The sequence below is a fragment of the Flavobacterium sp. CG_9.10 genome (assembly GCF_015752245.1).
In the GTDB taxonomy this organism is placed as follows: Bacteria; Bacteroidota; Bacteroidia; order Flavobacteriales; family Flavobacteriaceae; genus Flavobacterium.
This window is the reverse complement of sequence record NZ_JADOVD010000011.1, coordinates 56,568-70,271: the sequence shown is the minus strand read 5'-3', so window position 1 is coordinate 70,271 and position 13,704 is coordinate 56,568. Positions and strand designations below refer to the sequence as shown.

12 protein-coding genes are annotated in these 13,704 nt (G+C 33.2%); 3 read left to right on the top strand and 9 right to left on the bottom strand.

Going from position 1 to position 13,704, the window contains the following annotated elements; translation table 11 throughout:
• The first annotated feature begins 9 nt into the window (after positions 1 to 9).
• The 3 genes from IWX84_RS10860 to IWX84_RS10850 all read left to right on the top strand — a co-directional run bounded on the left by IWX84_RS10860 (position 10) and on the right by IWX84_RS10850 (position 3,937).
• A complete protein-coding gene (locus IWX84_RS10860; protein WP_196850775.1) occupies positions 10 to 1,065 on the top strand; it encodes an NAD(P)-dependent alcohol dehydrogenase in 1,056 nt (351 codons plus the stop codon).
• Between the two features lie 357 nt (positions 1,066 to 1,422).
• The gene (locus IWX84_RS10855; RefSeq protein ID WP_196850774.1) at positions 1,423 to 3,339 is read left to right on the top strand and encodes a DUF294 nucleotidyltransferase-like domain-containing protein; all 1,917 of its coding nucleotides are present in this window, start codon (positions 1,423 to 1,425) and stop codon (positions 3,337 to 3,339) included.
• A gap of 1 nt (position 3,340) precedes the next feature.
• Positions 3,341 to 3,937, top strand: coding sequence for a PolC-type DNA polymerase III (locus IWX84_RS10850; protein WP_196850773.1), 597 nt, complete (start codon positions 3,341 to 3,343; stop codon positions 3,935 to 3,937).
• Between the two features lie 16 nt (positions 3,938 to 3,953).
• Here IWX84_RS10850 and IWX84_RS10845 read toward each other — a convergent pair whose 3' ends face one another.
• The 9 genes from IWX84_RS10845 to ilvC all read right to left on the bottom strand — a co-directional run bounded on the left by IWX84_RS10845 (position 3,954) and on the right by ilvC (position 13,676).
• Positions 3,954 to 4,439: a 4'-phosphopantetheinyl transferase superfamily protein gene (locus IWX84_RS10845; protein WP_196850772.1), complete on the bottom strand. Its 486-nt coding sequence runs from the start codon at positions 4,437 to 4,439 to the stop codon at positions 3,954 to 3,956.
• 91 nt (positions 4,440 to 4,530) lie between these two features.
• Positions 4,531 to 4,797 (bottom strand): acyl carrier protein, encoded by a 267-nt coding sequence (locus IWX84_RS10840; RefSeq protein WP_196850771.1) that lies wholly within the window; start codon positions 4,795 to 4,797, stop codon positions 4,531 to 4,533.
• A gap of 22 nt (positions 4,798 to 4,819) precedes the next feature.
• Positions 4,820 to 6,169, bottom strand: coding sequence for a beta-ketoacyl-[acyl-carrier-protein] synthase family protein (locus tag IWX84_RS10835; RefSeq protein ID WP_196850770.1), 1,350 nt, complete (start codon positions 6,167 to 6,169; stop codon positions 4,820 to 4,822).
• Positions 6,170 to 6,208: 39 nt separating this feature from the next.
• Positions 6,209 to 6,655 carry a 3-hydroxyacyl-ACP dehydratase FabZ family protein gene (locus IWX84_RS10830; RefSeq protein WP_196850769.1) on the bottom strand — a complete coding sequence of 149 codons (447 nt, stop codon included), beginning with the start codon at positions 6,653 to 6,655 and terminating at the stop codon, positions 6,209 to 6,211.
• Positions 6,656 to 7,708, bottom strand: coding sequence for a type III polyketide synthase (locus tag IWX84_RS10825; protein ID WP_196850841.1), 1,053 nt, complete (start codon positions 7,706 to 7,708; stop codon positions 6,656 to 6,658). It abuts the gene before it with no gap.
• Positions 7,705 to 8,418: a methyltransferase domain-containing protein gene (locus IWX84_RS10820; protein WP_196850768.1), complete on the bottom strand. Its 714-nt coding sequence runs from the start codon at positions 8,416 to 8,418 to the stop codon at positions 7,705 to 7,707. The genes IWX84_RS10825 and IWX84_RS10820 overlap by 4 nt, the downstream gene beginning before the upstream one ends.
• Entirely contained in the window at positions 8,419 to 9,549 is a 1,131-nt protein-coding gene (locus tag IWX84_RS10815; protein WP_196850767.1) for an NAD(P)/FAD-dependent oxidoreductase, read from the bottom strand.
• Positions 9,550 to 9,755: 206 nt separating this feature from the next.
• Positions 9,756 to 11,663, bottom strand: a complete 1,908-nt coding sequence (gene acs / locus IWX84_RS10810) for an acetate--CoA ligase (protein WP_196850766.1) — start codon at positions 11,661 to 11,663, stop codon at positions 9,756 to 9,758.
• A 543-nt stretch (positions 11,664 to 12,206) separates the two neighbouring features.
• Positions 12,207 to 13,676: a ketol-acid reductoisomerase gene (gene ilvC / locus IWX84_RS10805; RefSeq protein ID WP_196850765.1), complete on the bottom strand. Its 1,470-nt coding sequence runs from the start codon at positions 13,674 to 13,676 to the stop codon at positions 12,207 to 12,209.
• Positions 13,677 to 13,704: the final 28 nt, after the last annotated feature.

Genomic DNA, 13,704 nt, shown 5'->3' with positions numbered 1-13,704 from the left:
ACCATAATTATGGCAACTACAACAGTAAAAGCATATGGTGCAACGGCATCAACAGCAGATTTAAAACCTTTGGATATAGAAAGAAGAGCTGTAGGAAAGGACGATGTAAAAATTGATATTACCTTTTGCGGTGTGTGTCATAGTGACATTCATACAGTAAGAAACGAATGGAATGGCTCAACTTATCCAGTAGTGCCGGGACATGAGATTATTGGTCGAGTAGTGGAGGTTGGAAATGGTGTCAAGACTCATAAAGTAGGGGACTTAGTAGGAGTAGGTTGTATGGTAGACTCTTGCCAAACATGTTCCTCTTGCAAGCAAGATTTAGAACAATTTTGCGAAAATGGAGCAACCTTTACTTATAACAGTCCAGACAAACATATTGCCGACAAACAGACTTATGGAGGTTATTCAACTTCAGTAATTGTTGATGAAAAATTCGTATTACGTATCCCAGAAAATTTAGACGAAGCAGCAGCTGCACCTTTATTATGTGCTGGAATTACAACCTGGTCGCCTTTAAGTCATTGGAAAGTGAAAAAAGGAGATAAAGTGGGCGTGATAGGTTTAGGAGGATTAGGTCATATGGGCGTTAAATTTGCCAATGCATTAGGTGCTCATGTAGTTATGATTACAACATCACCAAGTAAAGGGAAAGATGCTAAACGTCTAGGTGCTCATGAAGTTTTAGTATCTAAAGATGAAGAAGAGATGAAAAAACACCAAAACAGTTTCGATTTCATTTTAAATACCATTCCTGTAGGTCATGAAATGGATCCATATTTGGGATTACTTAAAATTGATGCAACAATGGTATTAGTTGGTGCTGTAGAACCTTTAAAACCATTTCACGGAGGAAATATAATTATGGGACGCAAGGGTATTGCAGGTTCTCTAATTGGCGGTATTAAAGAAACACAAGAAATGTTAGATTTTTGTGGAAAACATAATATTACTAGTGACATCGAGCTTATCAATATACAAAATATAAATGCAGCTTATGATCGTGTTATAAGTAACGATGTTAAATATAGATTTGTAATTGATATGAAATCACTTAAATAAAAATAGTTTTTTTATATAGTTTTAAAAAAAAGCAGCATCTAAAGTAATTTTAGATGCTGCTTTTTTGTTGAAGTAGACCAATAAGTTAATTAGTAGTTTAAATTATGTGTCAATACTCTTAAATTAGCTCATCTAGAACTAAATACAATTGTGAACTATAATTTATATTATGTAAAATAGACTTTTCTTATATCTATGAAGAACTTACAGTTTTACGTCTTTTACGACCGTTCTTTTTATAATTAGAAGACAAACTTATATTATTATAGAAATCATTAATATTCCTTTCCTTATCGTTTCGTTGTAAATATTTAATTTGTTATTTTTACAAACAATACTTTATCTATTTTTAGAACTATGAATTCAATTGCTGAGCACATCGCTGATTTCTTAAAGGAATATCCACCATTTAATCATTTGACTTTTCAAGAATTATCTGAAATTGCTACAAGTATTCGTGTTGTAAATTTAGAAAAACATAAAACATTATTCCAAATTAATGATGTTTTACATGACAGCTTTTATGTTGTAGCTTCTGGAGTTATCAATTTATCCGTGATAGCTGATGCCGAAGAAACATTACTAAACAAATGTCATGAAGGAGATATTTTTGGCTTACGTCCATTTTTTGCCAAAAACAATTACATGATGACAGCCAAAGCTAGAGAAGAAAGTATCGTTTATGCTATTCCTATTGCCACTTTCCGCCCTTTTGTTGCCAATAATTCAGAAGTTTTGAATTTTTTGCTCGAGAGTTTTGCAACAAATACGCCTAATCCCAAAGATAAAGAAAATTTAAGAGGAAAGCTTATTTCAGATAATGTTTACTATTCTGATCAACAATCTGAAATGCAATATTTTCAATCTCTGAACTATAATAATTCTCCAATAAAAACAACAGTAAGTACTGCGGTCAAAGAAATTGCTCAACTCATGACCGAGACGCTAATGAATAATGCCATTGTTTGCGAGAATACTTTCCCTATTGGTATCGTTACCGACAGCGATATGCGTTCAAAAATTGCAACCGGTCGATTCCCTGTAACTGCATCAGTAGACCAAATAATGTCTTCACCAGTGATAACGGTTCAAGAGAATGTGTCCCTAGCGGAAGCTCAATTGCTTATGCTAAAACATAACATGACTCATTTGTGTGTGACTCAGGATGGTACAAACAAATCTGCTGTAAAAGGAATTATTTCCGAAAGAGATTTGGTTATTGCGCAAGCAAGTAATCCAGGTGTTTTAATAAAAGAAATTAAACGTTCCCAAACTTCAAAAGATTTAAAGCAAATACGAGAACGTTTGTCTGATATTATTCAAAATTCGATTCATAAAAATATCCCGCTTTCTCATATTAGTAATATTGCCAGCGAAATTAACATGGCTATTATTAAACGTTCAGTAGAACTCTCGATTTTAGATTTAGGTTCCCCTCCTGCTCGTTTTGCTTGGTTAAGTATAGGAAGTCAAGGAAGAAAAGAACAATTACTATTGACGGATCAAGATAGTATTTTAATTTTTGAGGATGTTTCACCGGATAAATATAGAGACGTAAAAGACTATTTCTTAAAATTGGGAAGAAAAACTACAGCAACACTAGAAAAAGTAGGATACGAACTTTGTCCAAACGGTCATATGGGAAGCAATATGCTTTGGTGTAAATCATTGACAGACTGGACTAAACAATACAACAGCTGGATGAATACTCCAGGTGAAAACAGCAATGATTTAAGTAGTATTTTCTTTGATTATGAAATTGCCTTTGGAGAACAAAAAATTGAAGAATCAATAACTACGACTGTTTTTAAAAACGCTAAAAATAACACTTTATTCTTTGATTTTTTAGGAAATGACGCCTTAAGAAAAAACTCTCCTTTGAGTTTTTTCAAAAATTTCAATGTCGAAGAAGAAGGACCAAACAAAAATAAATTTGATATAAAAACGCGTGCTTTGATGCCATTAATTGATGGAGCTCGTTTATTTGTATTGAATTATGACATAAAAGGAATTAACAACACTTACCTTAGATTCAAACAATTAGCGATAACTGATGCAAAACATGCAGAGATTTATCTTAATTGTGCCGAAGCTTTTTTAATTTTGTCGAAAATTAGAACATTAGAAGGTTTGAAAAATGATGATTCAGGACAATTTATAAATTTGAATGAATTATCAAAAATTGATAAGGATAAATTAAAAGCTGCGTTGGCACCAATGAAAGAATTGGAAGAATTGATTAAAAGTAAATTTCAACTCACCCAATTTTCTTAATATGTTAGACTGGCTTAAAAATATAAATAAAGAACATCCTGAATTCTGGAAAGAATACCTTTCTAAATTTGATAAGAAATCAAAACGATTTGTCATTTTGTCAACTGAAACTTCTGGTTTAAATTCTGTAAAAGATGTCATATTATCAATTGGTTCTTTTGCCGTAATTGATAATAGTGTAATTATTGGAGATAACTTTGAGGCGGTTCTGTTACAATACAAATTTCTTCATGAACATGGACTTTCAAACGAGTTTATCGTAGAAAGTAAAATGAAAAAATTGGGGGAACTTGAGGCTATAAAATTGTTTGTCGATTATATTGGCAATGCAGTACTGGTAGGACATCACATTGATTTTGACGTAGAAATGATTAATGCGGCACTGGAAAGGTTAGATTGCGGCCGTCTAAAAAACGAAGCTTTGGATATTGATGTAATGTACCGTAAACTCGAAGACATTAATAATAAACAATTCTCATTAGACGAATTAAGCGGCATATATAATCTACCAAAAAGTGATCGAAATTCTTCCTCAGAAGATGCTTATAGAATTGCTTTATTATTCTTAAAATTAAAATCTAGATTGGGTATTAAATAAAATAATTATTTGAAAATCAAATTGTAATTCCCATCCAAAAACGCCCGTGATGAGAAATCGAAACGGGCCTTGAAAGTTTAGTCAATTCGTCCCTTATAAATGGAATTCCATTCCTTTTAATGATTTTAGTTTCCGAATCTAAATTTATAATTTGATTCAAATAGTCTTTTTCGGTTACTGCAATGGTATAAATACAATCAACTGAAATTTTAGTTTGCGTGTAATAGGTGTTTCCATTACAAGAAACGATACCCAGATTTTCACTTTCGTAAAAACAATCTAATTGAATAGGAAAATATCCACGAATACCGGTCTGGCGATTGTAGATTTTATACGCGGCTTCTTTCCTTGTCCATAAATTCCAAACCATAATTTCTGGATTTTTGGAATTAGAAATAAGCAATTGTTCTTTTTTGGTAAAAATTTTATCCAAAAATCCTTTCCGTTGCCAATTGCTTTCTTTTCGGGCTAAAGCCAAATCTACAATGTCATTTCCTATCACTTAATTACTATTTTTAATCTGAAATATATTCATTAGAATTAAATTCTATTTAGAATCGACTTGTAATTACCGCTAGTTAGAGAAGATGCCACTAAGAATCACTTTCTTTTTCTAACAATTTATTCTCAATAATTTCCATTGCGGCTTTTACATTAATCATTCGTTCCATTGACTCATTGTCAATTATTATATTATATTTTTCTTCTATATCTAAAATTACATCAACAAGGTTAGCAGAATTTATTTTTAAATCATTAATGAAATCCGTACTTTCCGTAAGAGATTTAAAGGCTTCTTCATCTTGTATATAAGGCTTAACAATTACTTTTAATTGCTCAATTATTTCTTCTTTTTCCATAGTTATTTTAATATTTCTGCTACTAAAGTATATTATAATTTTTAATTATTTCAACCTTGTTTTCTTTCTCCTCTTCTTTCTTACTTAGTTCTTCGACTCCATCTTTAAATTTCTTAAAAATTACGCACCCATTGACATCGCCAAAACCAAAACTAGCTTTTGCGATTACATTTAATTCTTTTTCAACTAGTTGTTTCGGAATTCTGGACTCATCAATAATAGCTGTAATTTCAGGATTTGTATCTTCACAATTAATATTTGGAAAAACAAATCCATGATGCAATTGCAGCACCGAAGCCACACTTTCAATACTTCCAGCGCCACTCAAGCAATGTCCTACCATTGATTTCAAAGAGTTGATATAAGGAAAGTCCAATCCTTTTCTTCCTAAAGCTTCACTCCAATTTTGAATTTCTAAACTATCTTTGGATGTTGCGGTCAAATGTCCGTTAATAGCATCAATTTCTGTTGGATCAATTCCTGCATTTTCAACAGCATCTTTAATGCATTTCTGAACCGCAACTGGGTTTGGTGCTGTCATTGTTCCTAATCCGCGTTGTCCACCAGAATTTACATTTCCTCCCAAAACTTCTGCATAAATTTTTGCACCTCGAGCTAAAGCCGTTTCTAAATCTTCTAAAACCAAAGCTCCTGCTCCACTTCCCGGAACAAACCCCGAAGCGCTTGCACTCATAGGTCTTGAACCTTCTTCTGGTGAATCATTATGTTTAAAAGTGCAAACACGCATCGCATCAAATCCACCCCAAATATAAGGTCCGGAATCGCTAGTGCTTCCTGCTAAAATACGTTTGGCCTGACCTAATATAATACGTTCATAAGCCATCAATATACTTTCGGTTCCTGTCGTACAAGCGGAAGAATTGGTAGTTACTTGGTTTCCCAAACCTAATTTTCCACCTAAATACGCACTCACGCCACTATTCATGGTTTGAGCCACGGCAGTACTTCCCAAACGTCTAGTTTGAAAATCATCAATTTTATAAATGCTTTCCCGAAATTTATCGATTCCAGATGTTCCTGTTCCAAAAATAGTTCCGCTTTCCCAATCAGGGTTTTCATTGATTTCCAATGTTAATCCTGCGTCTTTCCAGGCATCAATTCCCGCAATTACGCCATATAAAATACCACTTGAGTTAAAATTTCGAAGTTCTAATTCGGAGAAATATTGCAATGCTAATTCAGAAGAAACGGCAGGCTTTCCAGAAATCTGACACGAAAATTGCAATCTTTCTAATTCCGCATCGTGCTTAATTCCTGAAATTCCATTTTTTATAGCATTTGTAAACGCATCGAGTCCTACTCCATTTGGAGCAACCACGCCTAATCCTGTTATTACAACTCTTTTTTGCATACAAAGAATATTTTTTAAACCATTAAGGCATTAAGAATTTTAAGTTACTTCACTCTTTGAAACTATCATTCCTGCAATTGTTCCTACTGAAACTATTTCCTCTTTTTCATTAATCATTTTTACTTTACATTTTAATTTTCCAAATCTAAAATATATTTTTTCCGAAATTACGGTTACTTTTTCTTTAGGAAAAACAGGCTTTAAAAATTCCATTTCACTTGACGTTAAAGCAATTGAAGTACTTGAACTAAATATATCATCCAATAAAAATATCCCCAGACAAACCAATCCAATTTGGGCCATCACTTCCGTGAGAATTACTCCGGGAGTAACTGGCATATACTTGAAATGTCCTTTATAAAAATCTAGATTTTCATCAAAAGTGTAATTACCTTCTACTCCATTTTCATTGATACGGATTATTTCATCCACGAACAGAAAGGGCTCGGAATAAGGTAATTTGGATATGATTTCTTTATTTTTCATTTAAAACTGCAATAAAACTCTTTGTGCTGAAAACCCAGGTCCAAAACTCAGCATCAATCCCTTTGATCCTTTCTCTGGATTATCATCCATAATTCGTTCCAAAACATACAAAACAGTAGCACTCGACATATTTCCATAGGAACGCAAAACCTCTTTAGTATCGTTTATATTTTTACCTAAATCTGAAAATAAAGCTTCTACCGTTTGAACAATTTTTTTACCACCGGGATGAAAAATCAAATGATCTATATCTTTCATTTCTAGATTATTTTTTTCTAAAAAAGGATGAATAATATCCGGAAAATGGGAAGCTATTTTTTGTGGAACTTCAATGTCTAAAACCATTTGCAATCCTGAATTGGTAAGCTTAAACCCCATCATGTGAATGTTATCGTAAAAATGATACATTTCCTCCGCTAGAATTTCGGGTCCTTCATCGTCTTCATGGGAAGAAAGTAAAACACAAGCCGCTCCATCACCAAAAATTGCCGCACTTACTATATTTGCCATCGAAAAATCGTCTAATTGAAATGTTGCCGTCGGACTTTCTACCGCTATTACAGCAGCTCGTTTCCCAGGATTGGCCTGCAGGAAATTTTTAGCATAAATAATTCCCGAAATTCCCGCTGCACAACCCATTTCAGTTACTGGAAGTCGCACAATATCCTGACGTAATTTCAATTTATTTATTAAGTAAGCGTCCAGTGATGGAATCATAATACCGGTGCAACTTACAGTTATAATGTAATCTAAATCTTCTGGATTCCAATTGGCTTTTTCAAGTGCTTTTTCGAGGACCTTTTCGCCTAAATCAATTACTTCACGAATATAAATATCATTTCTTTCCTCAAAAGAAGTTTTTGTAAAAACCTCGATAGGATCCATGATAGAATACCGTTTGTCTACAGCTGCCCCTTCAAAAATCTTTTTTACTTTTCTTATGAAACGTTCATCTTGACCTTCGAGCCAAGCATCAAGAAATGGAATTATTTCGTCAGTATTCCGTGAATATTTGGGTAATTGTTTGCTTACCGCTTTGATTTTTACACTCATATTTTTGAAATTATCCATTGGTAACGAAAAGCCCATTTCCATTGGATTTTATAGTTTATAAAATTTAATTTTTCTGAAAAACGAACCAATTCCTCCTTTTTAAACCCTCTTAAAATAGAAACTAATCCATCTTCTCTTGACATATCATTCAATCGAAATACGAAACATAATGCCTGAAACAATCGATACGCTATGATATTTCGATGCAAGTCATTAATAACAATCCCCACTTTTGAATTGGTCTTAAAAATAGTTAAAAGCTCAATAATTTCATCTTTTTTAAAATGATGTAACGTCAATGTGCATAGCACTATATCATATTTTAATTCAGCAAAAGGTTTATCAAATATATCCTCGCATTGGTAACTTATATTTGGATAATTTTTGGATAAGTGTCGTGCATGATTGACCGTAAAATTGTTTGCATCAATACCAATTAATTGAAAGTTCAAATTATTTTTTAATCCATAATCGGCCAAGGTTCGCAACATATCACCATTCCCGCAACCCACATCTACTATTGTAATTGGCGTTGATTTAGCAACTGTCCCAATCAATTCCTGAACACCTCGTAAAGTTAGCTGGTTTCCTCCTAAGAGCTGATTGATTTGAGCGATTTTATCCAATGCATCACGTAAGACTTCTCCTTCCATGGCAAAATCGTCCATAGTTTCAGGTCTATCGGTTCTGTTTTTAGTATTTATAACCATTTATGAATTTATATTTATGGGTTTTCCATGAGTTTTTTTAATAATAATTGGTAATACAAATGGAAAATAAACTAATATTCGCAACAGTACCTTCGACATTTTTTGCTTTTGCAAAAGAAGGGCTAGTGATTGTCCCATTTTCAACCTGTTTTTGAAATTAAAATCCCATTCTTGCTTATATTTATTTTCTAACTCCGTTCTGGATTTTATCTCTTTATTACAGAACTTCTCAATTAATTCTGAAACAATTTTAGCACTATGAATAGCCATTGCCATTCCGTTTCCACATAAAGGATGAATTAATCCCGCTGTGTCTCCAATCATTAAAATATGGTTTTCGACTGTATTTTTTTTCTCAAAACAAATTTGGCTAATCGTTAATGGCTTTTCAAAAAGCAGCTTGCACTTTGATAAAATTGCTTTTAAATGTGGATTCTCAGAAACTACTTTTTCTTGATATTCATCAATGTTTTTGTAGTGCTTGAAGGTTTCATAATCAGCTAGATAGCAAATGTTGATTGTGTTATTTTCTACTTTAGACACCCCACAATAACCTCCTTTAAAATTATGCAAACCAACTAAATCATTTGGAAAATTCCCAGCATAATGGGCTTTCACGGCCAGCCAAGGAGATTTTTTCTGAATGAAATTACGATTTAATTTTTGATCGATATTTGACCTTTTACCGAAAGCACCAATTACAATCTCCGATTTTAAAATGGTCTTATCGGAAGTGGTTACGGTAAATTCTTCGGCATCAAAAACTATTGCGTCTACGGTGTCTCGAATTATTTTACAACCATTAGCAATTGCTTTCTTGTATAAATATTCATCGAGTGTATATCGACTAATTCCAAAACCTCCAAGAGGTAAAATACTTTTAATTATTTTTCCGGAAACCGTTGAAAATTCTAGATGAGTAATATGTGTTGGATGTAAACTTGAAATGTCCAAATCAAGCCAATTCAGATAGGGCAATACTTCATTTGAAATATATTCACCGCAAACTTTATGTTTTGGATATTCATTTTTTTCAATCAAAATTACTTGCAATCCATTTTTTGACAAATGTATAGCTGCAGTTAAGCCTGCTAAACCTCCACCGATAATTAGGACTTCTTTGTTTTTCATGAAAAGTAAAAATAATAAATTGTTTGATATAGTTGAGGACTAATTTAATATAAAACTTACATAATTGCTACTTTATTTGTAGCATATAATCAATCGTTTTTGTTATCATTAAATTGATTTTTTTTTAGAATCTGTAAAAGCTAAAATACTGACTTTATATTTTTATCCAAAAAAAAACTGCTTGATTACAAGCAGTTTTAATTCATTTACAATTTTCCTTCTTTTATTTCATCAATAATTTCAGGATTTAATAAAGTTGATGTGTCGCCAAGATTTGAATAATCACCTTCCACAATTTTACGCAGAATTCTACGCATAATTTTTCCAGAACGTGTTTTTGGCAACCCCGAAACAAACTGAATTTTATCCAGTTTTGCAATTGGTCCAATGTGATCGGCTATGTGCTGATTAATTTCTTTGCTAAGATTTTCTTTATTTCGATATTCTCCTGTTTCTTTTAGAATAACAAAACCATACAATGCATTTCCTTTTATATCATGAGGAAAACCGACAATCGCTGATTCTGCAACAGCTGGATGCTCATTGATTGCATCCTCAATAGGCGCTGTTCCCAGATTATGTCCTGAAACAATAACTACATCATCTACTCGGCCTGTAATTCTGTAATAGCCCACTTCATCTCTCAAAGCACCGTCTCCAGTGAAATATTTACCTGGAAATGTAGAGAAATAAGTGTCTTTATATCGTTGATGATCGCCCCAAATGGTGCGGGCAATTCCTGGCCAAGGAAATTTAATGCACAAACTTCCCACCACTTGGTTTCCTTCAATTTCATTGCGCTTTTCGTCCATTAAAACAGGTTGGATTCCCGGTAATGGTAAGGTCGCATATGTTGGTTTTGTTGGCGTTACAAAGGCAATTGGTGAAATCATAATACCACCTGTTTCAGTTTGCCACCAAGTATCAACTACTGGACATCTTTTATTTCCAACATGATCATTATACCAGTGCCAAGCTTCTTCATTAATTGGTTCGCCAACAGATCCAATCACTTTTAAAGACTTGAGCGGATATTTTTGGACATACTCCACACTTTCTTTTGCCAAAGCACGAATAGCGGTTGGTGCAGTATAAAATTGTGTAACCTTATGTTTTTCGATTACCTCCCAAAAACGACTAAAATCAGGATAAGATGGAACGCCTTCAAATATTACAGTTGTTGCTCCGTTCAATAACGGTCCATATAAAATATAAGAATGACCGGTTATCCAACCAATATCAGCGGTACACCAAAAAACATCATTTTCTTCGTAATTGAATACATTTTTGAAAGTATAAGCCGTATAAACCATGTATCCCGCAGTAGTATGTACCATTCCTTTTGGTTTTCCTGTTGAACCAGAAGTATATAGAATGAATAATGGATCTTCTGCATCCATAATTTCGGCAACATTATTATCAGAAGCTTCGTCTAAAAGTGGCTGTAGCCATTGGTCGCGTCCCGCTTTCATGGTAATTTCTGAATGTATTCTTTTGGCGACAAGCACTTTTTCTACTCTAGGGCAGTTGGTCAATGCATCGTCAATTATTCCTTTTAAATCAATAGTTTTATTTCCTCTGTATCCACCATCTGAAGTGATGACCATCTTGCAATCGCTATCATTTATTCTGGTTGCTACCGCCGATGCAGAAAAACCAGCAAAAACAACAGAATGTATGGCACCAATTCTGGCACAAGCCAAAGTAGTAATGGCTAATTCAGGGATCATTGGTAAATAAATACAAACTCGATCGCCTTTCTTTATACCTTGTTCCCGTAGTACGTTTGCCATTTTACAAACGCGTTGATGTAACTCATTATAGGTAATATGTAATGCTTTTTCATTAGGATCATTAGGCTCAAATATAATAGCTGTCTTATCCCCTCTTTTATTAAGATGTCTGTCAATACAATTTTTAGTAATATTCAATTTTGCTTCAGTAAACCATTTTATTTCGGCGTCGGCCATATTGAAATCGACAACTTTATCCCATTGCTGGTACCACGTAAAATTTTCTTCTGCTATTTTTCCCCAAAATTTTCTAGGTTCTCGAACTGATTTGTTATAGTGTTTAAAATACTGTTCTAAATTTTCAATTTTGTAATAGCTCATGTTTTAAATTTTTCATAAAAGTATCAAATCTCCCGCTATTCCTAAAATTATTTAAAATATTAATTTCTATAAAAAAACTACTATCACATAAAAAAAATAGCTTTTTAATGAATATTTGTTGTTTTTTTATTGTTTTAGAGAAAAATGTTTGAAACCAAAAAAGCGAGATAGATTTTTTCTACCCCGCCTTTTGTCTCAACAAAATTTAACAACAAATAATTTAGTAATAATGAGCCGAATTTTCTAAATATACTAACCAAAATAATTTAGACTTTATAACAAAATACTTATTACTAAAACCGCCAATTGCAATATCATTTCAAATTATTTAAAAATCAAAATGGGTAATACAATGATATTTTTCAAAAGCTTTTAGGGATTACTCCACTTAACTTTCAGGCGAACCCGAAGTTAAGTGAATGTAATATGCTTTATATCTTTTGCGTTTTTTAATAAAAGTAACTAATTCAAAATATTTTAAAAACAAGATGATATAATGCAGATCCCAACACACCCTCCTGTGTGGTAATACTTATTTTTTTACTATCCAATTTTTTTCATAGCGGTCATTGATTCTCTCAACCACGCTCCTACTTCTTCAATAGGATGTTGACGAATACTACTATTTACTGCAATAAGCACCGCGTTTTCTGCTCCATTCGATGTAGAAAAAGGTTTTCCAATTACATTAGTTTCGATTGTTTTCATGAAATCAGCCAATAACGGTTTACAGGCATGATCAAATAAATAACATCCGTATTCCGCTGTATCCGAAATAATTCTGTTCATTTCGTATAATTTTTTTCTTGCTACTGTATTAGCAATCAAAGGCAATTCATGCAATGATTCGTAATAAGCTGATTCTTCAATGATGCCCGTTTGTGTCATAGTTTCGAATGCTAACTCTACTCCTGCTTTTACCATGGCAATCATCAATACGCCATTGTCAAAATATTCCTGTTCTGATATATGAGCTGCTGTTGGTGCTGTTTTTTCAAAATTGGTTTCTGCTGTAGCCGCTCTCCAAGTCAATAAATTGATGTCATCATTGGCCCAGTCAATCATCATGTTTTTTGAAAACTCCCCAGAAATAATGTCATCCATATGTTTTTGGAATAACGGACGCATGATGTCTTTTAATTCATCAGCTAATTCGTAAGCCTCAATTTTTGCAGGATTTGAAAGACGGTCCATCATATTTGTAATTCCGCCATGTTTCAAAGCTTCCGTTACTGTTTCCCAACCGTATTGAATTAATTTTGAAGCATAAGCAGGTTCGATTCCTTTTTCAACCATTTTGTCAAAACATAAAATAGAACCGGTTTGTAACATTCCGCAAAGAATAGTTTGCTCTCCCATTAAATCCGATTTTACTTCCGCAACAAATGAAGAGTTTAAAACTCCTGCTTTGTGACCTCCAGTAGCAACCGCATACGCTTTTGCTTGCTCAAAACCTTCTCCATTTGGATTATTTTCGGGGTGAACTGCAATTAAGGTTGGTACTCCAAAACCTCTTTTATATTCTTCACGAACTTCAGAACCAGGGCATTTTGGAGCACACATAATTACAGTAATGTCTTTACGAATTTGCATTCCTTCTTCGACGATATTGAAACCGTGAGAATATGCCAATGTGGAGCCATTTTTCATTAATGGCATAATCGCTGTAACTACAGCTGTATGTTGTTTATCCGGTGTAAGGTTACAAACCAAATCAGCCGTTGGAATTAATTCTTCATAAGTTCCCACCTTGAAACCATTATCAGTAGCGTTCTTGAAAGATGCTCTTTTTTCAGCAATTGCATCAGCACGTAAAGCATAAGAAATATCTAAACCTGAATCTCTCATATTTAATCCTTGGTTCAAACCTTGAGCTCCGCAACCTACAATGACTACTTTTTTTCCTTTTAAAGCTTCGATTCCATTTTTAAATTCAGATTGATCCATGAATTCGCAAACGCCTAATTGTTCTAGTTGTAGTCTAAGTGGTAATGAATTGAAATAATTTGCCATTGTTTATTTTTTAATGATTGTAAAATTT

Bases quoted from the DNA above. Each gene is read 5' to 3' on its own strand.
- IWX84_RS10840 (WP_196850771.1), bottom strand. From the start codon at position 4,797: ATGGAAAAAGAAGAAATAATTGAGCAATTAAAAGTAATTGTTAAGCCT.
- IWX84_RS10855 (WP_196850774.1), top strand. From the start codon at position 1,423: ATGAATTCAATTGCTGAGCACATCGCTGATTTCTTAAAGGAATATCCA.
- IWX84_RS10825 (WP_196850841.1), bottom strand. From the start codon at position 7,708: ATGAGTGTAAAAATCAAAGCGGTAAGCAAACAATTACCCAAATATTCA.
- IWX84_RS10820 (WP_196850768.1), bottom strand. From the start codon at position 8,418: ATGGTTATAAATACTAAAAACAGAACCGATAGACCTGAAACTATGGAC.
- IWX84_RS10835 (WP_196850770.1), bottom strand. From the start codon at position 6,169: ATGCAAAAAAGAGTTGTAATAACAGGATTAGGCGTGGTTGCTCCAAAT.
- IWX84_RS10850 (WP_196850773.1), top strand. From the start codon at position 3,341: ATGTTAGACTGGCTTAAAAATATAAATAAAGAACATCCTGAATTCTGG.
- IWX84_RS10815 (WP_196850767.1), bottom strand. From the start codon at position 9,549: ATGAAAAACAAAGAAGTCCTAATTATCGGTGGAGGTTTAGCAGGCTTA.
- ilvC (WP_196850765.1), bottom strand. From the start codon at position 13,676: ATGGCAAATTATTTCAATTCATTACCACTTAGACTACAACTAGAACAA.
- IWX84_RS10860 (WP_196850775.1), top strand. From the start codon at position 10: ATGGCAACTACAACAGTAAAAGCATATGGTGCAACGGCATCAACAGCA.
- acs (WP_196850766.1), bottom strand. From the start codon at position 11,663: ATGAGCTATTACAAAATTGAAAATTTAGAACAGTATTTTAAACACTAT.
- IWX84_RS10830 (WP_196850769.1), bottom strand. From the start codon at position 6,655: ATGAAAAATAAAGAAATCATATCCAAATTACCTTATTCCGAGCCCTTT.